Source organism: Streptomyces sp. NPDC001828 (assembly GCF_042892175.1).
Lineage (GTDB): Bacteria > Actinomycetota > Actinomycetes > Streptomycetales > Streptomycetaceae > Streptomyces.
Window position 1 is genome coordinate 1 of record NZ_JBIATV010000017.1, and the last position, 24,129, is coordinate 24,129.

The 24,129-nt window shown below is 71.5% G+C and carries 24 protein-coding genes and 1 tRNA gene; 16 read left to right on the forward strand and 9 right to left on the reverse strand.

Going from position 1 to position 24,129, the window contains the following annotated elements:
* Positions 1-225 precede the first annotated feature (225 nt).
* The 7 genes from pflA (at position 226) to ACFYZA_RS35360 (ending at position 6,756) form a co-directional block, all read left to right on the forward strand.
* On the forward strand, positions 226-1,056 hold the full coding sequence (pflA, locus tag ACFYZA_RS35330; RefSeq protein ID WP_388494577.1) for a pyruvate formate-lyase-activating protein: 831 nt from the start codon (positions 226-228) through the stop codon (positions 1,054-1,056).
* Positions 1,057-1,162: 106 nt separating this feature from the next.
* On the forward strand, positions 1,163-2,311 hold the full coding sequence (locus ACFYZA_RS35335; RefSeq protein WP_388494578.1) for an MFS transporter: 1,149 nt from the start codon (positions 1,163-1,165) through the stop codon (positions 2,309-2,311).
* A complete protein-coding gene (locus ACFYZA_RS35340) occupies positions 2,308-4,608 on the forward strand; it encodes a molybdopterin oxidoreductase family protein (protein ID WP_388494579.1) in 2,301 nt (766 codons plus the stop codon). Before ACFYZA_RS35335 ends, ACFYZA_RS35340 begins: the two co-directional genes overlap by 4 nt.
* Before the next feature lie 8 nt (positions 4,609-4,616).
* On the forward strand, positions 4,617-5,219 hold the full coding sequence (locus ACFYZA_RS35345; RefSeq protein ID WP_100574070.1) for a 4Fe-4S dicluster domain-containing protein: 603 nt from the start codon (positions 4,617-4,619) through the stop codon (positions 5,217-5,219).
* Positions 5,216-5,869, forward strand: a complete 654-nt coding sequence (locus ACFYZA_RS35350; protein WP_388494580.1) for a Rieske (2Fe-2S) protein — start codon at positions 5,216-5,218, stop codon at positions 5,867-5,869. Before ACFYZA_RS35345 ends, ACFYZA_RS35350 begins: the two co-directional genes overlap by 4 nt.
* On the forward strand, positions 5,866-6,384 hold the full coding sequence (locus tag ACFYZA_RS35355; RefSeq protein WP_388494581.1) for a hypothetical protein: 519 nt from the start codon (positions 5,866-5,868) through the stop codon (positions 6,382-6,384). Before ACFYZA_RS35350 ends, ACFYZA_RS35355 begins: the two co-directional genes overlap by 4 nt.
* 162 nt (positions 6,385-6,546) lie before the next feature.
* Positions 6,547-6,756: a hypothetical protein gene (locus ACFYZA_RS35360; RefSeq protein WP_382599427.1), complete on the forward strand. Its 210-nt coding sequence runs from the start codon at positions 6,547-6,549 to the stop codon at positions 6,754-6,756.
* Positions 6,757-6,772: 16 nt separating this feature from the next.
* Here ACFYZA_RS35360 and mscL read toward each other — a convergent pair whose 3' ends face one another.
* From mscL to ACFYZA_RS35390, 6 genes are all read right to left on the reverse strand, one after another.
* Complete coding sequence (gene mscL, locus ACFYZA_RS35365) at positions 6,773-7,276, reverse strand: large conductance mechanosensitive channel protein MscL (protein ID WP_382599429.1); 504 nt, start codon at positions 7,274-7,276, stop codon at positions 6,773-6,775.
* A 123-nt stretch (positions 7,277-7,399) separates the two neighbouring features.
* Entirely contained in the window at positions 7,400-7,963 is a 564-nt protein-coding gene (locus tag ACFYZA_RS35370) for a hypothetical protein (RefSeq protein WP_388494582.1), read from the reverse strand.
* Between the two features lie 267 nt (positions 7,964-8,230).
* Positions 8,231-9,064 carry an S-methyl-5'-thioadenosine phosphorylase gene (locus tag ACFYZA_RS35375; protein WP_388494583.1) on the reverse strand — a complete coding sequence of 278 codons (834 nt, stop codon included), beginning with the start codon at positions 9,062-9,064 and terminating at the stop codon, positions 8,231-8,233.
* Between the two features lie 77 nt (positions 9,065-9,141).
* Entirely contained in the window at positions 9,142-9,450 is a 309-nt protein-coding gene (locus ACFYZA_RS35380; protein ID WP_382599435.1) for an FmdB family zinc ribbon protein, read from the reverse strand.
* A 68-nt stretch (positions 9,451-9,518) separates the two neighbouring features.
* Positions 9,519-10,790 carry an MFS transporter gene (locus ACFYZA_RS35385; protein WP_388494584.1) on the reverse strand — a complete coding sequence of 424 codons (1,272 nt, stop codon included), beginning with the start codon at positions 10,788-10,790 and terminating at the stop codon, positions 9,519-9,521.
* A 293-nt stretch (positions 10,791-11,083) separates the two neighbouring features.
* Positions 11,084-12,649, reverse strand: a complete 1,566-nt coding sequence (locus ACFYZA_RS35390; RefSeq protein ID WP_388494662.1) for a potassium/proton antiporter — start codon at positions 12,647-12,649, stop codon at positions 11,084-11,086.
* A gap of 282 nt (positions 12,650-12,931) precedes the next feature.
* Between ACFYZA_RS35390 and ACFYZA_RS35395 the strand changes: the two genes are divergently transcribed.
* The gene (locus ACFYZA_RS35395; protein ID WP_382599439.1) at positions 12,932-15,682 is read left to right on the forward strand and encodes a penicillin acylase family protein; all 2,751 of its coding nucleotides are present in this window, start codon (positions 12,932-12,934) and stop codon (positions 15,680-15,682) included.
* A 39-nt stretch (positions 15,683-15,721) separates the two neighbouring features.
* Here the strand turns inward: ACFYZA_RS35395 and ACFYZA_RS35400 are convergent, their stop codons facing one another.
* The gene (locus tag ACFYZA_RS35400; protein ID WP_388494585.1) at positions 15,722-16,315 is read right to left on the reverse strand and encodes a 5-formyltetrahydrofolate cyclo-ligase; all 594 of its coding nucleotides are present in this window, start codon (positions 16,313-16,315) and stop codon (positions 15,722-15,724) included.
* A 92-nt stretch (positions 16,316-16,407) separates the two neighbouring features.
* On the opposite strand from ACFYZA_RS35400, the gene galU reads away from it, so the two are divergent.
* The 7 genes from galU (at position 16,408) to ACFYZA_RS35435 (ending at position 21,808) form a co-directional block, all read left to right on the forward strand.
* The gene (galU, locus tag ACFYZA_RS35405) at positions 16,408-17,310 is read left to right on the forward strand and encodes a UTP--glucose-1-phosphate uridylyltransferase GalU (RefSeq protein WP_382599443.1); all 903 of its coding nucleotides are present in this window, start codon (positions 16,408-16,410) and stop codon (positions 17,308-17,310) included.
* A 5-nt stretch (positions 17,311-17,315) separates the two neighbouring features.
* A complete protein-coding gene (gene glp, locus ACFYZA_RS35410; protein WP_382599445.1) occupies positions 17,316-18,617 on the forward strand; it encodes a gephyrin-like molybdotransferase Glp in 1,302 nt (433 codons plus the stop codon).
* 59 nt (positions 18,618-18,676) lie between these two features.
* A complete protein-coding gene (gene moaC, locus ACFYZA_RS35415) occupies positions 18,677-19,174 on the forward strand; it encodes a cyclic pyranopterin monophosphate synthase MoaC (protein ID WP_382599447.1) in 498 nt (165 codons plus the stop codon).
* Positions 19,171-19,776, forward strand: a complete 606-nt coding sequence (locus ACFYZA_RS35420) for a molybdenum cofactor biosynthesis protein B (RefSeq protein ID WP_388494586.1) — start codon at positions 19,171-19,173, stop codon at positions 19,774-19,776. Before moaC ends, ACFYZA_RS35420 begins: the two co-directional genes overlap by 4 nt.
* Positions 19,773-20,399 (forward strand): GNAT family N-acetyltransferase, encoded by a 627-nt coding sequence (locus tag ACFYZA_RS35425; protein ID WP_382599465.1) that lies wholly within the window; start codon positions 19,773-19,775, stop codon positions 20,397-20,399. The genes ACFYZA_RS35420 and ACFYZA_RS35425 overlap by 4 nt, the downstream gene beginning before the upstream one ends.
* Positions 20,400-20,573: 174 nt before the next feature.
* Positions 20,574-21,659 (forward strand): gephyrin-like molybdotransferase receptor GlpR, encoded by a 1,086-nt coding sequence (gene glpR / locus ACFYZA_RS35430; RefSeq protein WP_388494587.1) that lies wholly within the window; start codon positions 20,574-20,576, stop codon positions 21,657-21,659.
* Positions 21,660-21,734: 75 nt separating this feature from the next.
* Positions 21,735-21,808 (forward strand) — tRNA-Ala (locus ACFYZA_RS35435).
* A gap of 119 nt (positions 21,809-21,927) precedes the next feature.
* Here ACFYZA_RS35435 and ACFYZA_RS35440 read toward each other — a convergent pair.
* Complete coding sequence (locus ACFYZA_RS35440; RefSeq protein WP_382599453.1) at positions 21,928-22,413, reverse strand: GNAT family N-acetyltransferase; 486 nt, start codon at positions 22,411-22,413, stop codon at positions 21,928-21,930.
* A gap of 58 nt (positions 22,414-22,471) precedes the next feature.
* On the opposite strand from ACFYZA_RS35440, the gene ACFYZA_RS35445 reads away from it, so the two are divergent.
* Positions 22,472-23,275: an exodeoxyribonuclease III gene (locus tag ACFYZA_RS35445; RefSeq protein WP_388494588.1), complete on the forward strand. Its 804-nt coding sequence runs from the start codon at positions 22,472-22,474 to the stop codon at positions 23,273-23,275.
* A 100-nt stretch (positions 23,276-23,375) separates the two neighbouring features.
* Here ACFYZA_RS35445 and ACFYZA_RS35450 read toward each other — a convergent pair whose 3' ends face one another.
* Positions 23,376-23,996 carry a MerR family transcriptional regulator gene (locus tag ACFYZA_RS35450; protein WP_382599467.1) on the reverse strand — a complete coding sequence of 207 codons (621 nt, stop codon included), beginning with the start codon at positions 23,994-23,996 and terminating at the stop codon, positions 23,376-23,378.
* Positions 23,997-24,129 lie beyond the last annotated feature (133 nt).

The following is a 24,129-nucleotide window of genomic DNA, read 5'->3' on the forward strand; positions in this document are numbered from 1 at the left end:
CCCTCCCCACCGGGGTTCCCGCCCCGCGTTCAAAAGTGCCCCCCCCCCCCCCCAAACCCCCACGGCCCGCACCACACCGGCTGCTCCCGGGGGGGTTTTGGGGGGGGGGGGGGGGGGGGGGGGGGTCCCCCTCCCCCCCCACCCCCCTCGCCCACCCGCCCCGCCCCCACCCCACCCCACCCACCCCGCCCCTCCCCATCAGTCCCAGCTCAGGAAGGTCCTGCCATGGCCGTTCTGCTCAGCCCGGAGATTCCCGTCGGCCGGCCGGCCCGTTTCGGCTGCGACGAGGACGCCACCACGCCCGCCGGGGCGGCCACCCGCCGGCCGATCGTCGGCTCGGTGCACTCCTGGGACCTGTCGACCGGCGTCGACGGCCCGGGCACGCGCTTCGTCACCTTCCTCTCGGGCTGCCCGCTGACCTGCCTGTACTGCCACAACCCCGACACCTGGCGGATGCGCAACGGCAAGCGCACCACCGCGGACGACGTGGTCGCCGAGGCCGCCAAGTACACGACGTTCATCCGGGCGGCGGGCGGCGGCGCCACCGTCAGCGGCGGCGAACCGCTGCTCCAGCCCGTCTTCGCCGGCGAACTGCTGCACCGCTACAAGCACGACCTGGGCCTGCACACCGCCCTCGACACCTCCGGTTTCCTCGGCGCCCGGGCCACCGACGCGCTGCTGCGCGATGTCGACCTGGTCCTCCTCGACATCAAGTCCTGGGACACCGAGACGTACCGGAAGGTGACGGGCCGGCCGTTGCAGCCGACGCTGGACTTCGCCCGCCGTCTCGCGGAACTCGGCAAGGAGGTCCACATCCGTTTCGTTCTCGTGCCGGGCCTGACCGACGACCCCGCCAACATCGACGGCGTCGCCTCCTTCGCCGCCTCCCTCGGCAACGTGTCCCGCGTCGACGTCCTGCCCTTCCACAAGCTGGGCGAGAGCAAGTGGGAGGCCCTCGACATGAACTTCACCCTGCACGACACCCCGTCACCGGCTCCGGAGGCGCTGACAGCCGCCCGCGACATCTTCACCTCGCACGGCCTGACCGCGATCTGAGTCGGAACGCCGTCGCGATTGGGCCAGATCGGTACGGACTGAGCCGAATCACCCTGTTGATCCCTAAAACAGGTGGTTCCCCCCTCCCTGTCCCTACCGTGAGGAGGTGACCGAGCCACCCGCGCCTCCCGCCGCACTTCCGGACGCGTCCTCCCCGGACGCGTCCTCCCCGGACGCGTCCTCCCCGGGCGCGCCGCCACCGGCGCCTGCCGTCGCCGCCGCGCGCGCCCCGCGTTCCGTGGCGCTGCGCGCGACGCTGGCCGGTGCGGCCGTGTCCGTGCTGCTCATCCTGGCCATCGTGTTCGGCAGCCGGCTGCTGAAGGACTTCGACTCCGCGCTCCTTCCGTACGCGGTCGCCACCGTCTTCCTGGCCTTCGGCGTCGCCTACCGCTACACCGTGTGGATCTCCTCTCCGGGCGCGCGCCGCCTGTTCAAGCAGGGCTGGCGCAGCCTCTTCTCGGTCGCCAACTTCCGCAAGGCGCCCACCGCCCTGCCGAAGATGATCGCCACCTATCTGGGCTTCCAGAAGTTCCTCGGCGCCCGCTCGCACGCCCGCTGGGCCGCCCACCAGCTGATCTTCTGGGGCTGCATCCTGGCCGCCGCGATCACGTTCCCGCTGACCTGGGGCTGGTTCACCTTCACCTCCGGGTCCGGCTCGGGCCCCGGGTACGAGATGCGGATCTGGGGGTTCAAGATCCTCGGGTTCGACGCGCTGAGCCTGGTCGGCTGGCTGATGTTCCACGGCCTGGACATCGCCGCCGTCCTGGTGATCCCCGGGGCCTCGTACTTCCTGTGGCGGCGGATGAAGGACCGCGGCGCCATCACCGGCCAGCGCTTCGGCTACGACCTCGTCCCGCTGATCGCGCTGATCGTCATCTCCGTGACCGGGCTCCTCCTCACCTTCTCGTCGATCTTCCTGCACGGCGGCGGCTACGAGTTCCTGGCGATCCTGCACATGGTGTCCGTGGTGTTCACGCTCATCTACATCCCGTTCGGGAAGTTCTTCCACATCGTGCAGCGGCCGGCCGCGGTCGGCATGCAGCTGTTCAAGTACACGACCCGCCAGGACGAGCAGGTCTTCGCGTGCAAGCGCTGCGGTGAGCCCATCGACACCGCCCCTTACGTCGAGAACCTGCGCGGCACCATGCGCGATCTGAAGCTCGACTTCGACGCCTGGGCCCAGTACTGCCCGCGCTGCAAGCGGGTGCTGCGCGGCACCGCCTACCTCAGCCACGTCAAGAAGGGCTTCAAGTGAGCAGCCGGCCCATTCCGCTGGACCCTTCGATCGCGCCCCCCGGCACCCGCAACTTCCGGGACGCGGGCGGCATCCCCGCCGACCAGTGGCACGCCGACCAGAACGGCGAGACCCTGGTGCCCACCCACTGCTGCTTCTGCGGGGTGCAGTGCGGCATGTATCTGAGGGTCGACCGGGCGGGCAAGGTGTTCGGGGTCGAGCCACGCAACCACGACATCAACCGGATGCGGCTGTGCCCCAAGGGCATCAACGCCTACCAGCAGGTCAACCACCCCGACCGGCTGACCGCGCCGCTGATGCGCCGCTCCCGCGACGAGCCGTTCCGCGAGGCCTCCTGGGAGGAGGCGCTCGACTTCACGGTCGCCGAGATCCGCCGCATCCAGGCCGCCCACGGCAATGACGCCTTCGGGCTGCTCGGCGGGGCGAGCCTGTTCTCCGAGAAGACGTACCTGGTCGGCAAGTTCGGCCGGGTCGCGCTCAGGACGCGGCACGTCGACTACAACGGGCGTCTGTGCATGGTGTCCGCGGCCGGCGCCAACAAGCTGGCCTTCGGCATCGACCGGGCGGGCAATCCGTTCTCCGACATCCTGCTCACCGACTGCCTGCTGATCGCCGGGTCGAACGTGGGGGAGTGCTTCCCCGTCATGACCCAGTACCTGTGGGGTGCGCGGGACCGCGGGGCCAGCCTCATCGTGGTCGATCCGCGCGAGACGGCGATCGCGCGTACCGCCGACATCCATGTCGCCCTGCGCCCCGGCACCGACGCGGCCTTCTTCAACGCCGTACTGCACGTCGTCATCAAGGAGAACCTCGTCGACGAGGAGTTCGTCGCCGCGCACACCACCGGCTGGGACGAGGTGCGCGCCGCCGTCGCCGAGTGCACGCCCGAGACGGCCGCCGACATCTGCGGGATTCCCGCCTCGCAGGTCGTCCAGGTGGCCCGGGCGTTCGCGGGCGCCGATCGGGCGATGGCCTGGCACGCGCGGGGGATCGAGCACCACTCGCAGGGCGTCGAGAACTGTCTGACCGTCATCAACCTGTGCACGGCGACCGGCCATCTCGGCAAGCCCGGCGCCGGTTACGGCACCATCACCGGCCAGGGCAACGGGCAGGGCGGGCGCGAGCACGGGCAGAAGTCCGATCTGCTGCCCGGCGGCCGTTCCATCTCGAATCCGGAACACCGCCGGCAGATCTGCGAGATCTGGGGGATCGAGGAGACCGAACTCCCGCCCGCCGGGACCTCGATGATGGAAATGGTCTGGCAGATGCAGCGCCAGGAGATCCGCGGCCTGATCGGCATCTGCAACAACCCGTTCGTCTCGCTGCCCAACTACGCGACGGTCAAGAACGGTTACGACACTCTGGAGTTCCACGCTCAATTCGATTTCTTCCTTTCCGAGACCGCGGCCAACGCCCACGTCGTCTTCCCCGTCACCACCTGGGCCGAGGACGAGGGTGTGATGGCCAACGCCGAGGCGAGGGTGGTCAAGCACAACAAGGCACAGGACCCGCCCCCCGGTGTGCGCACCGACACCTGGGTGATGTGCCAGCTGGCCCAACGCCTGGGCGTGGGAGACAAGTTCGCCTATCCGGGCTCCCGCGAGGTGTTCGAGGAGCTGCGCGTCGCGTCCGCCGGGACGGTCAACGACTACTACGGGATCACCTACGAGCGTCTGGAGGAGACCGGCGGTATCGCCTGGCCCTGCCCCTCCACCGACCATCCGGGCACGCCCCGCCTCTTCGAGGGCGGCAAGACCTCGCACCCGGACGGCAAGATCCATATGCAGGTCGTGGAGTGGCATCCGCCGATGGACCCGTACGACGAAGAGCACCCGATGTCGCTGACCACGGGCCGTACGGTGGCGCACTTCCTGTCCGGCAACCAGACCCGCCGGCTCGGCGCGCTCGTCGAGCAGACCCCGCGCCCGTGGGTGGAGGTCCACCCGTCGCACGGCTTCCGCAACGGCGATCCGGTGCGGGTGGTGACCCGGCGCGGCAGTGAGGTCTTTCCCGCCCTGGTCACCGAGGCCATCCGGCCCGACACCGTGTTCATTCCGTACCACTGGCCCGTTCCGACGGCCGCCAACGCGCTCACCATCGACGCCCTCGATCCCCGTTCCAAGATCCCCGAGTACAAGGTGTGCGCCTGCCGCATCGAGGCCGCCGAGCGGATCGACGAGGTGCCGGCGCCGCCGACGGCGCCGGGGCACGTGGCGTATCCGGCGACCCAGGTGTCGCGCACCGACCCCCTGCCGCCCACGTCCCCGCAGGGCCGTGGCACCGCGGAGAGGAGCTGACGTCCGCCATGATGGGCAGAACGATCTTCATCGACCCGGGGCGCTGCATCGGCTGCCAGGCCTGTGTGTCGGCCTGCCGCGAGTGCGACTCGCACCGCGGCAAGTCCATGATCCATCTCGACTATCCCGACGAGGGTCATTCCGTCGCCTCCCTTCCGACCGTCTGTATGCACTGCGAGGACCCGGTCGCGCCGTGCGCCGAGGTGTGTCCCGCCGACGCGATCCTGGTGACCGCGGACGGGGTGGTGCAGCAGGCCGACACCACCCGCTGCATCGGCTGCGCGAACTGCGTCAACGCCTGCCCCTTCGGCGTACCGAAGATCGACCTCCAGGCGAAGCTGCAGATGAAGTGCAACCTCTGCTACGACCGCACCGCCTACGGTCTGGCCCCGATGTGCGCCACGGTCTGCCCGACCGGCGCGCTGTTCTACGGGACCGTCGAGGAGCTGCGCGCCGAGCGTCCCGGGGTCCAGGTCGCCGACTCCTTCACGTTCGGCGATGTCGTCGTCTCCACCGGCGTGGCCATGGTGGTGCCCGCCGACAAGGTCCAGTGGCCGGTGCCCGGGGGGCTCCCGATCGTCGAGGTCAACGGGAAGGACGTCACGCGATGAGCGTCACCGACCAGTCCCCCGCCGCCCCCGACCCGGGCGCCGACCCCGCCCAGGCCGCCCTCCACGACCGCATCGCCGCCGATTCCCTCACCACCCGCCGCGACTATCTGCGGATCGTCGCCACCGTCTCGGGGGGACTGGCGGTCGGCGGTCTCGCCGTGGCCGGGGGGGTGCTGCACCGGCACGGCGACAGCGACGGCCCGCCCGACGCCAAGCGGGTGGCGCCGGTGCTCGCCCCCGGCGAGTCCGTGGCCTTCCGCTTCCCCGGCGAGGACGACCGCGCGGTCGCCGTCCGCCTCAAGGACGGCACCCTCGTCGGCTACTCCGCCGTCTGTACGCATCTGGCCTGCGGGGTGCTGTGGCGCGAGGACCGCGGCACCGAGGGCGAGCTCTACTGCCCCTGCCACGAGGGGGTCTTCGACGCCCGTACGGGGGAGGTGACCGCGGGGCCGCCGCCGCGTCCGCTGCCGAAGGTGCTCCTGGTCGAGGAGGCCGACGGGGCCGTCTGGGCGGTGGCCTCGGCGCGCTCGGGCGAGAGCGACAAGGACGCCATGTGCCGGGAGTTCGCCGACAAGCGGCCCGACATGGCGGCCCGCCTGGGCTGCCCTGCCGCGAATGCCAAGGCGGTCGAGAGGAGCGAGCGGACATGAGCCCCGATGGCGGCGCACCCTCCGGCCCCGACGGCCTGCCCGGACCTCATGGCGGGCCCGGCCCCGGCGGTCCCGACGGGCACGGGGGCTTCGGTGGCTCGCCCGGCCCCGACGGCCTGCCAGGACCCGGTGGGCACTCCGGCCCGGGCGAGGACCTCACGCTCCCCCCTCGGCCCGCGTACACCCCCGGCTCCGCGCAGCGCCGGCTGAACCGGCCGGTCCGCGAGCGTTACCCGCAGATCCGCGCGACCAGCGGCTACGGGGACCCCCGGACCCGGCACACCGGGCCCGGCCCGGGCGCGGGCACCGAGCAGGAGCCGGAGCGTTCCTCGAAGCTGACGGCCCGCCTCACGCTCGCGATCACCGTGGTCATCGGCCAGCTGTGGGGACTGACGGTGGTGGTCAACGAGTGGATGCGGGGCAACACCGGCACCGCCTGGTGGGGTGCGGGCTTCCTGTGTCTGTCGTTCCTGGTGGTTCTGGGCCTCTGGGCGCTCGATCCGAAGGACCGCTGAAGGCGGGGGAGCCGGTGCGAGTGAAGGCGGGGGAGCCGGTGCGGGCCCCGCTGCTCGCAGGGCCGCCGAAGGCGGCGGGCCCGGCGCCCGGCGCGGGCCCGCCGGTCGCGGGCTCCCCGGCCGGCCCACGTCCGCTCCCGCCGCCCGCCGTACCCTTGAGGCATGAGCACCGCCCCCGCCCCCGGCCCGCGTGACCGGGAATCAGCGCCCAAGGAGCAGCCGAGGCCCAAGCCGAGGCTGGTCTTCGACGACCCGCTGGACCAGCAGTCGGCGGACGACACCGACCGCGGGTGGGGCGAGCGGCCCGTGTCCTCGGGCAGCGCCGCGGACCTCGCGCGCTTCCTCGACGAGAAGCCGCCGCACCACATCTGAGCCGGCGGAGCCGGTACTAGAACTCCACGCCGGGACCGGTGCCGGGACCGGAGCCCGGGCCGGCACCCGTGGCCGGACCGGTGCCCGTGCCGGGGCCGCCGCGCTGGGCGACCAGGGTGTCCCGGATCTCCTTGAGCACCTCCAGCTCGCTGACCTCCATCGTCTCCTTCACCCCTTGCTGCTGGGCCCGCCGTGCCAGGTACTTGGCCATGGGCAGCACCATCAGGAAGTACACGACCGCGGCGGTGACGAGGAAGCTCAGCAGGGCGCTGAGCACCCCGCCCCACAGGATCTGGATGCCCGAGTCGCCGGTGCAGGGGGCCTTGAAGCAGGAGCTGTAGTGGTCCAGGTCCTTCGTGCCGAGCGCGCCGACCAGAGGGTTGATCACGCCCTTCACGATCGAGTTCACGATGTTGGTGAACGCGGCGCCGATCACCACGGCGACGGCCAGGTCGATCACGTTCCCGCGCATCAGGAAGGCCTTGAAGCCGGCCAGTACGCCTGTCTTCTCCTCGCTCACCAATGAGCCTTTCTTCGCAGGTGCAGGGGGTGGGGCAAACTCCTGCGCCACCTTGGACAGGGCAGGGTCGCGCTGTCCAATCCATGCACGCGAACTGGTGACTTGACCGTTCGCCCGTGCGAATCAGCACAGCGTCACCGCCAGCCGGGCCGAGGGGCCGGCGCCGACCAGCACCCGCGCGGTCTCGCGCGGCACGGCGAGGACGACGAGCGCTCCGGCCTCCGGCGGTGCGCCGGGCCGGCCCGGAACTCGCGTGACCCTGGCGCCCGTTGCCAGCACGCGGGCCTCGCCGCCGCCCGGCGACGGCGCGTTGGCGGAGGCGATCACGTCGACCACATCGCCGGGCCTCAGCAGCCGCACGGTCTCCGCGTCGGCGATCCGTACCGGCGCGGACACCACCGGAGCCGCCCGGGCGGGCCCGCGCTCGCGGGGTGCCGGAGCCGCGGCCGGGTGCGTGCGCTCGGCCGCCTGGGGGCTGGACACCGCGAGGGCCGCGGCCGTGACCGCGAGCCCCGCGGCCACGGCACGCCGTCGCCTGCGCAGCGCGCGGCGCAGTGCGTTCCGCCCGCCCCGCACCCGCAGCGGCGGGAAGAACGGCACGCCGCCGGGCTCGGGTGCGGGCACGGGAGGCAGGAACGGGCGGGGGCGGGGAGCGGGGGACGAGGATGCTGCGGGACCTGCGGACATGGTGACCACTGCCGATCGTGGAGAGCCTGTGCTTCGGACGCTCCTCACGATCCCCCAGCCCGAGGGATTTCGCCGGGGCCTGTGGACGAGGCCCCGCTTGTGGACAACTCGCTCACTCGGAAGGGGAGTTCGGATCCCCGCCCGGTCGGGAGCGTCCCCTCGCGTCGGGTTCGCGGGCCCGCCGCGCCTGGCCGCCGACAACTCGCTCACCTGGAAGGGGAGTTCAGGCAGGGGAATCCGCGGCTCGTCCCCTTCGGCGGCGGCCGCTCACGGCAGTTCGATGCCGAGCTCCCAGCCGTCGTGCGCGTGGGTGCACAGGCAGTCGCGGTCCTCGGTGGCCGGCAGGGCGCCGACCGCGTCGAAGAGCACCTCGCGCAGACGCGCCACGTTCTCGCCGAACACCTTCAGGACCTCGGTGTGCGAGACGCCCTCGCCGGTCTCCGCGCCCGCGTCGAGGTCGGTGACCAGGCTCAACGACGTGTAGCAGAGCCCCAGTTCGCGGGCGAGTACGGCCTCGGGGTGTCCGGTCATGCCGACCACCGACCAGCCCATCGCCGCATGCCACTTCGACTCGGCGCGGGTGGAGAAGCGGGGCCCCTCGATGACGACCATGGTGCCGCCGTCCACGGCCTGCCAGCCGCGTCCGGCGGCCGCGCCGAGCGCCGCCTCGCGGCCGCTGGGGCAGTACGGGTCGGCGAACGTGGTGTGCACGACGTTGGGGACGGTGCCGTCCGGCAGGGGCAGTCCGTCGAAGAAGGTCTGGACGCGCGCCTTCGTACGGTCGACCAGCTGGTCCGGTACGAGCAGCGTGCCCGGCCCGTACTCCTCGCGCAGGCCGCCGACCGCGCACGGTCCGAGCACCTGGCGCACCCCGACCGAGCGCAGCGCCCACAGGTTGGCGCGGTAGTTGATGCGGTGCGGGGGCAGGTGGTGGCCGCGGCCGTGGCGGGGCAGGAAGGCCACTCGCCGGCCGGCGATCTCGCCGAGGAAGAGCGAGTCGCTGGGGGAGCCGTAGGGGGTGTCGACCTGGACTTCGGTGACGTCCTCCAGGAACGAGTAGAACCCCGAGCCGCCGATGACGCCGATCTCTGCGTTAACCATGGCGGTCACACTAACCGGGGGCGTGAACGCGAGAACCCCCGCCGTAGTACGGCGGGGGTTCTCACGTGAAGGCTGGGTCAGGCGGCCGGGCTCGCGCTCGACGAGGACGAGCCGGAGCTCGATGTCGAGGCGGCCGGCTTCGAGTCGGAACCCGACGAGGCCGGGGTCTTCGACGCCGAGGACGACGCGGGCGAGCTGCTCGACGACGCGCCGCGGCTGTCATTGCGGTAGAAGCCGGAGCCCTTGAAGACGATGCCGACCGCCGAGAACACCTTCTTCAGGCGTCCTTCGCAGTTCGGGCACACGGTCAGGGCGTCATCGGTGAACTTCTGCACCGCCTCGAGGCCCTCGCCGCACTCGGTGCACTGGTACTGGTAGGTCGGCACTTGTCTTCCTCCTGGCACTCTCACTCGATGAGTGCTAACGACGGTCCATAGTGACGTATTCCCCGGGATCAGTCCACCGTGACGGGGACACGGTGACCGACGCCACGCGCCACGGTACGTGCCGCCGGGCGCGGAGCGAGCCGCGAACGCAGCGCGAGCAGGGTCACCAGGGCCAGCGCGGTGCCCGCCATCGGCACCAGGAAACCGGCGGTCGAACCATGGGCGTCGGTCAGGCGTCCGGCCACCGTGACGGCGGCGGCCTGGCCGAGCGCGACCGCGCCCGTCAGCCAGGTGAACGCCTCGGTGCGCGAGGTCGACGGGACCAGCGACTCGACGAGGGTGTAGCCGGTGATCAGCGCGGGCGCGATGCACAGGCCGACGATCAGGCCGAGGCCGCCGAGCAGCAGCGCGGAGTGCGCCGCCCACAGGCCGGAGGCCGCGAGCGTCAGCGCCGCGTAGCCGGCGATCAGCCGGGTGCGGGGCGCGGACTTCCAGGCGATGGCGCCGCAGGCGATGCCCGCCAGCATGTTCCCGGCGGCGAAGATGCCGTAGAGGACGCCGTTGATACCGGGGTTGCCGATCTCCTCGGCGAACGCGGTGAGCGAGACCTGCATGCCGCCGAAGACCGCGCCGATGCCGAGGAAGGCCATCGCCAGGACGCGTACGCCCGGGATGGACAGCGCGGAGGTGTGCTCGGCCTGCTCCAGCTCGGCGGCGCTGCGCACCGGCGGCTGGGTGGCGCGCCGGGCCGCGAACAGCAGACCGCCGACCAGGGTCAGGGAGGCCTCGGCGATCAGGCCGGCCGCCGGGTGCACGCCGGTGCACAGGGCGGTGGCGAGGACCGGGCCGATGACGAAGGTGAACTCGTCCGTCACGGACTCGAAGGCGGCGGCGGTCGCCATCAGGGGCGACCCGTCGAGCTTGCTCGCCCAGCGGGCCCGCACCATGGGCCCGACCTGCGGGACCGAGGCGCCGGTGGGTACGGCGGCGATGAACAGGGCCCACAGGGGCGCGCCGGCCAGCGCGAGCGCGGTCAGCGCCGACACCGAGGCCGCGTGGACCAGGACGCCGGGCACCAGCACGGCGCGCTGGCCGAAGCGGTCGGCGAGCTTGCCGCTCTGCGGGGCGAAGAGCGCCATGGACACGCCCGTGAAGGCGGCCACCGCGCCGGCGCCGCCGTAGGAGCCGGTCGTGTGCTGGACCAGGAGCAGGATGCCGATGGTGAGCATCGCGAAGGGCTGCCGGGCGGCGAAGCCGGGCAGGAGGAAGGACAGTGCGCCGGGTGTGCGCAGAAGCTGCCCGTAACCGGGCCGCTTGTCAGAAGTGACCGTGGATGCCACGGCCCCTTGCCTTTCTGCCGCCTGGTAGCGCGCCCCATGCACAGATCTGTGGGTGCGGGCGTTGCCGAGAGCTGTCCTCTTGCGCGGAACTGCGGTAGATGCCGGGGGTGCTGCGGGGAGCCCCCGACCGCCATACGGTCGCGCCAGCTCTGCGTCAGGCAGAGTTGGTCGATCAGTGGTGTGCCTTCATGATACAGAGTCCTGGCACTCCGTGCCTACGATTCCGCACGGAGTGCCAAGTTTCGGCCTCTGTTTATTCGGCCGTCACGCGGTTTAACACGGCGACACGCGTCTTAATGCGGCGTTCGCCTGGGCTTCGCGTTCTTCGTGGGCTTCGCGTTCTGTTTCGCGCTCTTGGCGGGTTCGCCCGGGCCGCCGGTGCCCAGCCAGCCCGCGAGCTTGCCGCCCTGGCCGACCGCGCGCAGCCGGGACTCGGCCGCGTCCCGTACCGGATCGGTGGCGACCACCAGGAGCTCGTCGCCCTGGCGCAGCACCGTGGTGGGCCCCGGCACGAAGCTCTTGCCGTCGCGTACGACCAGGGTGACGGCCGCGCCCGGCGGCAGCCTCAGCTCGTGCACCTCGACGCCGTGCATCCGCGACTTCGGCGGGATCGCCACGGACAGCAGGTGGCCGCGCAGCCGCTCCAGGGGCGCCGATTCGACGCCGAGGTCGGCGGCCTCGTCCGAGTCCGAGAGCTGGAGCTTGCGGGCCAGCCACGGCAGCGTCGGGCCCTGGATCAGGGTGTAGACGACGACCAGGATGAAGACGATGTTGAAGACCTTCTCGCTGCCGTCGACCCCGGAGACCATGGGGATGGTGGCGAGGATGATGGGCACGGCGCCGCGCAGGCCCGCCCAGGACATCAGGGCCTTCTCCTGCCACGGCATGCGGAACGGCAGCAGGCTGAGCAGTACTTCCAGCGGCCGCGCCACCATGGTCAGGACCAGGCCGATGATCACGGCCGGCCAGAAGTCGGCGGCCAGGTTGTGCGGGGTGACCAGCAGGCCGAGCAGGACGAACATGCCGATCTGGGCGATCCAGCCGAGCCCGTCCGCGAAGCCGCGGGTGGCCGGCCAGTGCGGCAGCTTGGCGTTGCCGAGGACCATGGCGGCGAGGTAGACCGCGAGGAATCCGGAGCCGTGGGCCATCGCGCCGGCCGCGTAGGCGGACACGGCGATCGCCATCACCGCGATCGGGTAGAGGCCGGAGGCGGGCAGCGCCACATGACGCAGTCCGTACGATCCGAGCCAGCCCACCGCGAGCCCGATGGAGGCGCCGATGGCCAGCTCCAGGGCTATCTTCCCGACGAGCAGGTACCAGGAGTCGACCGGCCCCGGCGTCGAGAAGGCGACGACCAGGATGACCACGGGGGCGTCGTTGAAGCCGGACTCGGCCTCCAGGACACCGGTGATGCGCGAGGGCAGCGGCACCTTGCGCAGGACCGAGAAGACGGCGGCCGCGTCGGTGGACGACACCACCGCGCCGATGATCAGTGCCTGCCGCCACTCCAGGCCCACCAGATAGTGCGCCCCCGCCGCGGTGACGCCCACGCTCACCGCGACGCCGACGAGCGACAGCACCACGGCCGCCGGCAACGCCGGTTTGATCTCCTTCCACTTCGTGCCCAGGCCGCCCTCGGCCAGGATCACCACGAGTGCGGCATAGCCGATCACCTGCGTCAGTTCGGCGTCGTTGAACGTGACGTTGAAGATGCCGTCCTGCCCGATGGCGATCCCGATGCCGAGATACAGGAGCAGGCTGGGGAGCCCGCTGCGGGAGGAGATGCGCACCGCCGCGACGGCGATGAGCAGGACGAGCGAGCAGATGAGCAGGAGTTCGTTGAGCTGGTGGACAGTCAGTGGCCGATCCTTCCCCTCAGGCGCCGCCAGGCACCCCCTGAAAATCGTGCATCCCCAAGCGCCTGGTGCGCATCCGGGGACTCCTGGGGCGCACCAGGTGAATCGTTCCGGCGCCCAAGGTACTTCGTTACCTTACCTAATCTTTGACGCTTTCTTTACGCGAGAGCTCCTGTGGATGGCGTCCCGGTATGTGAACGAAGACACCGCGTCCGGGGCTCTCAGCGGCTGCGCCTATGGTTGCTCCCAGCACTCCTGGACCACCCTGCCCCTCGAAGGACAGCGATGCCCGCCACCACAACCGCCCCTTCCGCCGGTACGACGGCCGGCAAGACGAGCAGGAAGAGGGGACGCCGCCTGAGGCTGTTCGTCCTCGTCCTGGTGCTGGCGCTGGTCGCGGGCGTCGCCTACGGCGCGTACTGGGGAGTCAGTACCGTGCGCGCCTCCTTCCCGCAGACGACCGGCACCATCAAGCTCCCCGGCCTCACCGGCCAGGTCGAGGTCAAGCGCGACGACTACGGCGTCCCGCAGATCTACGCCGACAGCGACGCCGACCTGTTCATGGCCCAGGGCTACGTCCAGGCGCAGGACCGGTTCTACGAGATGGACGTCCGCCGGCACATGACCTCGGGCCGGCTCTCGGAGATGTTCGGCAGCGGTCAGGTCGACACCGACGCCTTCCTGCGCACGCTGGGCTGGCACAGGGTGGCGCAGAAGGAGTACGACACCAAGCTGTCGCCCGCGACGAAGAAGTACCTCCAGGCGTACTCGGCGGGGGTGAACGCGTATCTCAAGGGCAAGGACGGCAAGGACATCTCCGTCGAGTACGCGGCGCTCAACCTCACCAACGACTACAAGCCCGAGGCCTGGTCGCCGGTCGACTCCGTGGCCTGGCTCAAGGCGATGGCCTGGGACCTGCGCGGCAACATGCAGGACGAGATCGACCGCTCCCTGATGACGAGCCGGCTCAGCCCGCAGCAGATCAAGGACCTGTACCCGGCCTATCCCGCCGCCACCCACCGCCCCATCGTCGACGAGGGCTCGTACAGCAAGGCGTCGGGGAAGTTCGACCCCAACCGGGCCTCCAGCGCCTCCGACGGGACCTCGAACACCGCGCAGGGCGCGCTGCAGGGCATGCAGAGCCAGCTCGGCGCGCTGTCCGACACCCTCGACAAGATCCCCTCGCTGCTCGGCCCGAACGGCAGCGGTATCGGCTCCAACTCCTGGGTGGTGTCGGGCCAGTACACGACGACCGGCATGCCGCTGCTGGCCAACGACCCGCACCTCGCGCCGATGATGCCCTCGCTCTGGTACCAGATGGGCCTGCACTGCCGGACGGTGTCCAGCACGTGCGGCTACGACATGGCGGGCTACACCTTCTCCGGCATGCCGGGCGTGATCATCGGCCACAACCAGGACGTCTCCTGGGGGTTCACCAACCTCGGTGCCGACGTGACCGACCTGTACCTGGAGAAGATCTCCGGCTCCAACTACCTCTACGACAACGAGGAGAAGCCCCTCGCCACCCGCGAGGAGGTCATCAAGGTGGCCGGAGGGGCCAGCAAGACCATCACGATCCGCGAGACCAACAACGGCCCCCTGGTCTCCGACCGCGACGACGAGCTGGGCAAGGTCGGCCAGAAGGCGCCCGTCAACTCGGCCGCCCCGGACCGGGGTTCCGGCTACGCGGTCGCCCTGAAGTGGACGGCGCTCGAGCCCGGCAAGTCCATGGACGCCGTGTTCGCGCTCGACAAGGCGAGCGACTTCAAGTCCTTCCGGGCCGCCGCCAAGGACTTCGAGGTCCCCTCGCAGAACCTGATCTACGCCGACACCAAGGGCCACATCGGCTACCAGGCGCCCGGCCGGATCCCGATGCGCGCGGACGGCGTCGACGGCACCATGCCGGCCCCGGGCTGGGACTCCAAGTACACGTGGAAGAAGTACATCCCCTTCGAGGCGCTGCCCTACGAGTACGACCCCAAGCGGGGCTTCATCGTCACCGCCAACCAGGCCGTGATCGACGAGAAGAAGTACCCGTACCTGCTCACCAAGGACTGGGGCTACGGCACCCGCAGCCAGCGGATCAACGACCTCATCGAGTCGAAGATCAAGGGTGGCGGGAAGATCTCCACCGAGGACATGCAGAAGATGCAGATGGACAACAGCAGCGAGATCGCCGCGCTCCTGACGCCCGCCCTGCTGAAGATCGACGTGTCCGACCCCTCGGTGCGCGAGGCGCAGAAGCTGCTCGAAGGCTGGGACTACACCCAGGAGAACGACTCGGCGGCCGCCGCCTACTTCAACTCGGTGTGGCGCAACGTCCTGAAGCTGGCCTTCGGCAACAAGCTGCCCAAGGAGCTGCGTCCCAAGGGCGAGTGCCTGTACGTGACGCCGCCGGCCGGTACCGGCCCGGTCGACGACCCCGACAAGAAGGTCTGGGAGTGCGGCGAGCGCGACGGCGACTCGGCGCAGCCCGACGGCGGCGACCGCTGGTTCGAGGTCGTGCGCAAGATCTTCAACGACCAGAACAACACCTGGTGGAAGTCGCCCGCGACCCGTCTGGACAAGGCCACGTCGAACCGTGACCAGCTGCTCGCGCGGGCCATGAAGGACGCCCGCTGGGAGCTGACCGCCAAGCTCGGCAAGGACACCACGACCTGGTCGTGGGGCCGGCTGCACCAGCTGATGCTGAAGAACCAGACGCTCGGCAAGGAGGGCCCGGGCGTGCTGCAGTACATGCTCAACCGGGGCCCGTGGAACCTGGGCGGCGGCGAGGCCGCGGTGGACGCCACCGGCTGGAACGCGGCGAGCGGCGACTACGGCGTCACCTGGGTGCCGTCGATGCGGATGATCGTCAACCTCAAGGACTTCGACAAGTCCAAGTGGATCAACCTCACCGGCGCCTCCGGCCACGCCTACAGCGCGCACTACTCGGACCAGACCGAGAAGTGGGCCAAGGGCGAGCTGCTCGACTGGTCGTTCTCCGGCAAGGCGGTCGACGGCTCGACCGTCGACACGCTGAAGCTCACGCCGTAGTACGGGCGGTGCGCGCGGCGCGCGCCGCAGTGCGGCCGCTCACACGGGAAAGCGCGTCACCCCGTAGGGGGTGACGACAGCGTGCACGGGGTGGTCGTGCGGTTCCTCCGGGACCCGCGCGACCACCTCGTTCGCGTAGAGGAGCACCACCAGGGCCGGTGTGCTGCCGGACGCCTCGACGCGGGCCAGGACCCGGTCGTAGGAGCCGCCGCCCCGGCCCAGGCGCATGCCGCGCGCGTCCACGGCGAGGCCGGGCAGGAGCACCGCGTCGGCGGCCGTCACGGCGTCCGGGCCCAGGCGGCCGCCGTCCGGTTCGAGCAGCCCGCGCCCGGCGGGCAGGAGGTGTTCGGGGCCGGTGTAGGGGGCCCAGTCCAGGTCGTTGTCCGGGAGCAGCACCGGAAGCAGGACGCGCACGCCCCGGGCGTGCAGGGCGTGGACCAGGACGCGGGTGCCGGGTTCGCCGCCCACCGAGACGTAGGCGGCCACCGTGCCGGCGGCGGCGAGTTCGGGCAGGGCCAGGGCCCGGTCGGCGAGCGCGCGGGAAGCCTTCTGGAGCTCGTCGCCGGACAGTCGCCTCCTGGCGTCCAGGAGGCCGCGCCGCAAGGCCGCCTTTTCGGACATGTGATCACTCACCGTATTTCCTTCGGCCCCTCAAATGTGTGCGTAAGGGAGCGAATTCGCCGAAGGGCAATCTTCCGCACATACGCAGCGGATAGGGTGCCCGCATGACTCAGTCGCCCCCACGGATCACCAAGGCTGTCATCCCCGCCGCCGGGCTCGGCACCCGGTTCCTTCCGGCCACGAAGGCCACACCGAAGGAGATGCTGCCGGTGGTGGACAAGCCCGCCATCCAGTACGTGGTGGAGGAGGCGGTGGCGGCGGGCCTGTCGGACGTCCTGATGATCACCGGTCGCAACAAGCGTCCCCTGGAGGACCACTTCGACCGGAACTACGAGCTGGAGTCGGCGCTCACCCGCAAGGGCGACGCGGACCGGCTCGCCAAGGTGCAGGAGTCCAGCGACCTGGCGACCATGCACTACGTGCGCCAGGGGGACCCGCGCGGCCTCGGCCACGCGGTGCTGTGCGCGGCCCCGCACGTGGGCAGCCAGCCCTTCGCCGTGCTCCTCGGCGACGACCTGATCGACGCCCGCGACCAGCTGCTCTCGCGGATGGTGGAGATCCAGGAGAGCGAGGGCGGCAGCGTGATCGCGCTCATGGAGGTCGACCCCGAGCAGATCCACCTCTACGGCTGCGCGGCCGTCGAAACCACCGCCGAGAGTGACGTCGTACGGGTCACCGGGCTCGTCGAGAAGCCCGAGCCGGCCGAGGCCCCCTCCAACCTCGCCGTCATCGGACGCTACGTTCTGGACCCGGCCGTCTTCGACGTGCTGCGCACCACCGAGCCCGGCCGCGGCGGCGAGATCCAGCTCACCGACGCGCTCCAGCAGATGGCCGCGGACGAGGCGATCGGCGGCCCGGTGCACGGCGTCGTCTTCAAGGGCCGTCGCTATGACACCGGCGATCGCGGAGACTATCTCCGAGCCATTGTCAGACTGGCGTGCGAACGTGAAGACCTGGGCCCCGACTTCAGGGCCTGGCTTCGCCGGTACGTCACCGAGGAGATGTAGGCCCCGTGAGCAACACGATCTGGTCGGTGGACGAGCACCTGGACGACATCCTCGCCGCGGTCCGTCCACTCGCCCCCATCGATCTGCAACTGCCCGACGCCCAGGGCTGCGTCCTGGTCGAGGACGTCACGGTGTCCATCGCCCTGCCGCCCTTCGACAACAGCTCGATGGACGGATACGCGGTCCGCGTCGCCGATGTCGCGGGCGCCAGCGAGGAGTTCCCCGCCGTGCTCACCGTCATCGGTGACGTGGCGGCCGGCAGCGGCGAACTGCCCACCGTCGGCCCCGGCCAGGCCGCCAGGATCATGACCGGCGCCCCGCTGCCCCCCGGCGCCGAGGCCGTCGTCCCCGTCGAGTGGACCGACGGCGGGGCCGGCCACGGCGCCGCCACCGCCATGCGTCCGGCGGGCGCCGCGCCCGAAGGGGCCGGCGGCGAAGTGCGGGTGCACCGCGCCGCCGAGGCCCGCGCCCACGTCCGCGCGCGCGGCAGCGACGTCCAGGTCGGCGACCTGGCGCTGCGGGCCGGCACCGTGCTCGGGCCGCCCCAGATCGGCCTGCTCGCCGCCATCGGCCGCGGCACCGTCACCGTACGGCCGCGCCCGCGCGTGGTGGTCCTGTCCACCGGCAGTGAACTGGTGCAGCCCGGCGAGCAGTTGGGCCAGGGCCAGATCTACGACTCCAACAGCTTCGCCCTGGCGGCCGCCGCCAAGGACGCGGGTGCCATCGCCTACCGGGTCGGCGCGGTCACCGACGACGCGGCCGTGCTCCGCGACACCATCGACGACCAGCTGATCCGCGCCGACCTCCTGGTCACCACCGGCGGCGTCAGCGTCGGGGCGTACGACGTCGTCAAGGAGGCGCTGTCCTCGGTGGGCGACGCGGACGAGCCCGGCAGCGGCATCGACTTCCGCAAGCTGAAGATGCAGCCCGGCAAGCCGCAGGGCTTCGGCTCGATCGGCCCCGACCACACCCCGCTGCTCGCCCTGCCCGGCAACCCGGTGTCCTCGTACGTCTCCTTCGAGCTGTTCGTGCGCCCCGCGATCCGCACCCTGATGGGCCTCCCCGAGGTCAACAGGCCCACCGCGCGCGCCGTTCTGAAGACCGACAAGGCGCTGTCCTCGCCCGCCGACCGGCGCCAGTTCCTGCGCGGCAGCTACGACGCCGAGGCGGGCACCGTCCGCCCCGTGGGCGGCTCGGGATCGCATCTGATCGCGGCGCTCGCGCTCGCCGACTGCCTCATCGTGATCCCCGAGGAAGCCACCTCCGCGGAGCCCGACAGCGAGGTCGAAGTGGTCCTGCTCGGCTGACCGCCGGCCGGTGGGGGTACGGTGTCTGCCCACAGAAGACGTACCGGGAGCGCCACCGAATGAGTTCGACGCAAGGCAGGCTCACGCACATCGACGAGGCGGGTGCGGCCCGCATGGTCGACGTCTCCGAGAAGGACGTCACCGCACGCACAGCCCGCGCGAGCGGCCGCGTGCTCGTCTCGCCGCGTGTCGTGGAACTCCTGCGCGGCGAGGGCGTGCCCAAGGGCGACGCGCTCGCCACCGCCCGCATCGCCGGAATCATGGGTGCCAAGCGCACCCCCGACCTCATTCCGCTGTGCCACCCGCTCGCGGTGTCCGGCGTGAAGCTCGACCTGGCGGTCGCCGACGATGCGGTGGAGATCCTCGCGACGGTGAAGACCACCGACCGCACCGGCGTCGAGATGGAGGCGCTGACCGCGGTGTCGGTGGCCGCGCTCACCGTCGTCGACATGGTCAAGGCCGTCGACAAGGCGGCCGTCATCACCGACATCCGGGTCGAGGAGAAGACCGGCGGCAAGTCCGGCGACTGGAACCGGCCCGAGGCGGCCGGAGCGTGACGCCCCCTCAGCCGGGCCCCGCCCCGGCTCCGCGACGGCCCGGGCCGCAGGCCGCGGTGCCCTTCCCGCCCGGCGGCGAAGGCCTCGGCCAGGCACTGCTGGCGCCGTACGCGGCGCTCGTCGTGACCGCCTCCAACCGGGCGGCCGCCGGCGTGTACGCCGACACCGGCGGGCCGCTGCTCGCGGGCGGCCTCGCCTCGATCGGCTTCGCCGTGGACGGCCCGCTCGTGGTGCCCGACGGCGACCCCGTCGAGCAGGCGCTGCGGGCCGGCGCGGCCGCCGGGTACGACGTGATCGTCACCACCGGCGGAACCGGCCTCTCGCCCACCGACCGCACCCCCGAGGTCACCCGGTCCGTCATCGACTACGAGGTGCCCGGCATCCCCGAGGCGATCCGCGCCGAGGGCCTGGCCAAGGTCCCCACCGCCGCCCTCTCACGGGGTTTGGCCGGGGTGGCCGGCGGCGGCACCCTGATCGTCAACCTGCCGGGCTCCACCGGCGGCGTACGCGACGGAATCGCCGTCCTGGAGCGGATCCTGCGGCACGCCGTGGACCAGATCCGCGGCGGCGACCACCCCAGACCCACGGGGAGCCCGAGCTGAACGTTCCTTCCTGGCCGGTCGAGCTGGCGGAGGGCGATGTGGTCCTCCGCCCCATAAAGCTGCGCGACCAGCGGGCCTGGCGCGAGGTCAACCGGCGCAACCGCGACTGGCTGCGGCCCTGGGAGGCGACGATCCCGCCGCCCGCGCCCGGCGCCCCTTTCTCGCAGCGCCCCACCTACCGGCAGATGGTCCGCCATCTGCGGGCCGAGGCCAACGCGGGCCGCATGCTGCCGTTCGTCATCGAGTACCAGGGGCACCTGGTGGGCCAGTTGACGGTCGCCGGGATCACCTGGGGCTCGATGTGCTCGGGCCACGTCGGGTACTGGGTGGACCGCGAGGTGGCGGGGCGCGGGGTGATGCCGACCGCCGTCGCGCTCGCCGTCGACCACTGCTTCCGCGCGGTCGGGATGCACCGCATGGAGGTGTGCATTCGCCCGGAGAACGGACCGAGCCGGCGCGTGGTGGAAAAGCTCGGTTTCCGCGAGGAGGGGCTGCGCCCGCGCTATCTCCACATCGACGGCGCCTGGCGCGATCACCTCGTGTACGCGCTCACCGCGGAGGAAGTCCCGGACGGGCTGCTCGCCCGGTGGCGGCGGGCCCGGCAGACCCATCACGAGAAATGAAATAAACGTTCGAATTCGATCGAGATCGGCCCCTTGTCTATCGCTGACAGAACATCGAACGAACATCGAACGATCTGAGAAATCACAAAAAAAGCCGGTGATATCAGCCAGATCGTGCGACACACCGGCTCAATTGGCGTATCCCCGCGCGCCCATCCCTCTACGGTGTGGTGTGTGAGCAGCAGCGGCCTCATTTACGCAGTCATCGTCGGGGCCTGGGCCGCCTACTTGGTGCCGATGTGGCTCCGCAGGCAGGACGAGCTCAACGAGGCCCGTCCGACGGAACGCTTCAGCACAGCCATCCGGCTCCTGTCCGGACGGTCGGCCATGGAGCGCCGGTACGCCAAGGAGCTGCGTCAGCGGGCCACCGAGGAGGCATCGCCCGAGGCGGGACGCGGGACCCCTCCGGACGCCCTGACCGAACCCCTCGACACCCCGGGGGAGTCCACGGGCGCCCGGCACTTCGCCGTGCCCCCGGCCCGCTCCCAGCGCCCCGCGCGCCCGGAGCCGCACCCCGAACGGCAGGAGCGCCCGCGCCCCGCGAACGCCGCCTCGGCGGAGCGGGCCCGGCGCGCCCAGCGCAGCGCGGTCCTCGCCCGGCGCCGGCGCACCACCGTGGTGCTCTTCCTCGCCTTCACGCTCGGCGCGGTCGTCGCGGCGGTCGGCGGGCTCGGCTTCCTGTGGGCGCCGGCCGTCCCGGCCGCCCTGCTGAGCGCGTACATCGTGCACCTGCGCGTCCAGGAGCGGCGGCGCTTCGCCTTCACCATGGACCGCCGCCGTGCGGAGGTCGCGGCCCAGCGGCTGCGCGAGAGCCGGCCGCGCGCCCGGGCCACCGCGCCGGGCGCCGAGGCCGACGACGAGCCCGACTCGCACCACCCGGACCCCGTGCCCGAACCCGCTCCCGCCCCGGCGCTGTCGCCGCAGGAGGCCGGGCGGCGCGCGCTGGTCGAGCAGACGGACCACCAGGAGTGGGTCGACCAGCAGCGCGAGCGCGGCCCCGAACGCGGCGCGAGCTGGGAGCCGGTGCCGGTCCCGCTGCCGACGTACGTGACCGCGCCGGTCGCTCCGCGCGCGACCGGCAGCATCGACCTGGGCGCCCCGGACACCTGGTCCTCGGCCCGTTCCTCGACGGCGGAGCCCACCCCGGCCCCGCCCGCCGCCGACCCGCCACCCAGACAGCGCTCGGGCTCAAGTCGCCGCCGTACGCCGCTCTTCGACCAGTACGCGGACGAGGACCGGCCGCGCGCCGCCAACGAATGACCCCCCTCTCGCTGACCAGCGAGGAACCGATTTCCAAGCACTCCCTTCCGGGTGCTAAGGTTTCACTCGTTGCAAGGGCCTGTGGCGCAGTCCGGTAGCGCACCTCGTTCGCATCGAGGGGGTCAGGGGTTCGAATCCCCTCAGGTCCACAACAACAACGAGATCCCGTCCGATCGTCAGATCGGGCGGGATCTTCGTCGTTCCAGGCGTCCTTCGGGCGTTCCCCGGGAGTCCGCCGGGACTTCTCCGGGAGCCCTCCGGGTGCCGTTCAGGAGTTGTTGAGCGGCTTCGCGAAGCAGCGGCTCGTGTCGTACGTGCGGTAGTGGCCGAACTTTTCGCAGGGCTCGTAGCCCGTCGAGGCGTAGAGGGTGATGGCCTCGGGCTGCTTGGTGCCGGTCTCCAGGACCATGCGGGTGCGGCCGGCCCTGCGGGCGTCGGCTTCCAGGGCGGCCAGGATGCGGCGGGCCAGGCCCAGGCCTCTGGCCTCGGGGACGACGTACATGCGCTTCAGCTCGGCGTCGCCGTCGCGGTAGTTCTCCTCGTTGGCGTCCTGGCTGCGCCAGCCGCCGGTGGCCACCGGGCGGCCCTCGGGGTCGTAGGCGATCAGGTACAGGCCGCGCGGGGGTATGAACATCGCGGCGCTCAGGGGTGTGACGTCGCCGTCGTCCCCGTACCGCGCGGCGTATTCGAGCTGGACCTGGTCGTTGAGCCTGACCGCGTCGGGGTGGTCGTAGCCGAGCTGCTGGATAATCATGCGATATAGCGTACTTCTATGCGGTGAGTGGACTGTGTCGGGTCGGTAGGGTGCCGGGATGCTCACTGTGACCTCTGTGAATGTAAACGGGCTGCGGGCCGCCGCCAAGAAGGGCTTCGTGGAATGGCTCGCGGGGACCGGCGCGGACGTGATCTGCCTGCAGGAAGTGCGGGCCGAGCCCCACCAGCTGCCCGACGAGGCCGGGGCGCCCGAGGGCTGGTTCGCCGTGCACGCCCCGGCCGCCGCCAAGGGCCGGGCCGGTGTGTCCCTGCTCACCCGGCGCGAGCCGGACCGGGTGCGGACCGGGTTCGGGAGCGCGGAGTTCGACGGCAGCGGGCGCTACCTGGAGGCGGATCTGCCCGGTGTGACCGTGGCCTCCCTCTACCTGCCCTCCGGCGAGGTCGGCACCGAGCGGCAGGACGAGAAGATCCGCTTCATGGCGGAGTTCCTCGAGTACCTCAAGGGGCTCAGGGCCCGGGCCGCCGCCGACGGGCGCGAGGTCGTGGTCTGCGGCGACTGGAACATCGCCCACCAGGAGGCCGACCTCAAGAACTGGAAGGGCAACAAGAAGAACTCCGGCTTCCTGCCCGAGGAGCGGGAGTGGATGACCCGGGTCTTCGACTCCGCCGACGGGGGCTACGTCGACGTGGTGCGACAGCTGCACCCGGACGTCGAGGGGCCGTACTCGTGGTGGTCCTACCGCGGCCGCGCCTTCGACAACGACACGGGCTGGCGCATCGACTACCAGGTCGCCACCCCGGGGCTCGCCGGGCGGGCCGTGAAGGGGTTCGTGGAGCGCGCCGCGACGCACGGCGAGCGGTGGAGCGACCACGCGCCGGTGACGGTGGTCTACGACCTGTAAGGAACGCGCGCCGTCCCAGGCGGCCTGCCGGCCGCCGCCCTAGGTTCCATCGGCGGCGGCCCGTGCGGCCCGTGCGGTCGTGCCCCCGTGCGGCCCGCGCTCAGGGTTTCTGCGAGAGGCGGCGGTCGAGGGCGAGGGAGAGTTCCGCGTCCACCACCGCCTTGGCCAGCGGGCGCATGCGCTCGGCGTCCTTCGTCGAGGTGTGGGTGCGCAGCAGGTCGGTGAAGAGGGCGGCCAGGGCGTCCGCGTGGTCGCGGACCTCGCGGCCCGCCGCGAGCACCGCGGCCAGCGGGACGCCCTCGCGCACCAGCGAGGCCGAGACGTCCAGGAGGCGGCGGCTGATGTGGACGATCTCCTCGCCCGACACCGCGAGGTAGCCGAGGTCGAGGGCGGCCGCCAGGTTCTCCGGAGTGACCTCGCCCGCGAAGTGGTCCGCCAGCGCCTCGGGCGTCAGGCGCACCGGCGTCTCCTCGGTCGGCTCGACCAGGCCGAGCGCCTCGCCCGCGTCGCGGCCCGACTCGAAGGCCGAGGTCAGGTCGGCGATGCCGGACAGGGTGTGGCCGCGCTCCAGGAGCGCCGAGATCGTCCTGAGCCGGGCCAGGTGGTGGTCGTCGTACCAGGCGATCCGACCCTCGCGGCGCGGCGGCGGGATCAGGCCGCGCTCGCGGTAGAAGCGCAGGGTGCGTTCGGTGATGCCGGCCTTCCGGGCCAGCTCCGACATGCGGTACTCGCGGACATCCGGATCGCCGTTACCTGCCTGGTCTTCTGCCACGGGCCTCAGCCTAAGCGGTGCCCGGCGCGTTGTACCGGCGGTAACTTTCCCCGCCCGCACCCCTACCGCTCGGTATGTGACT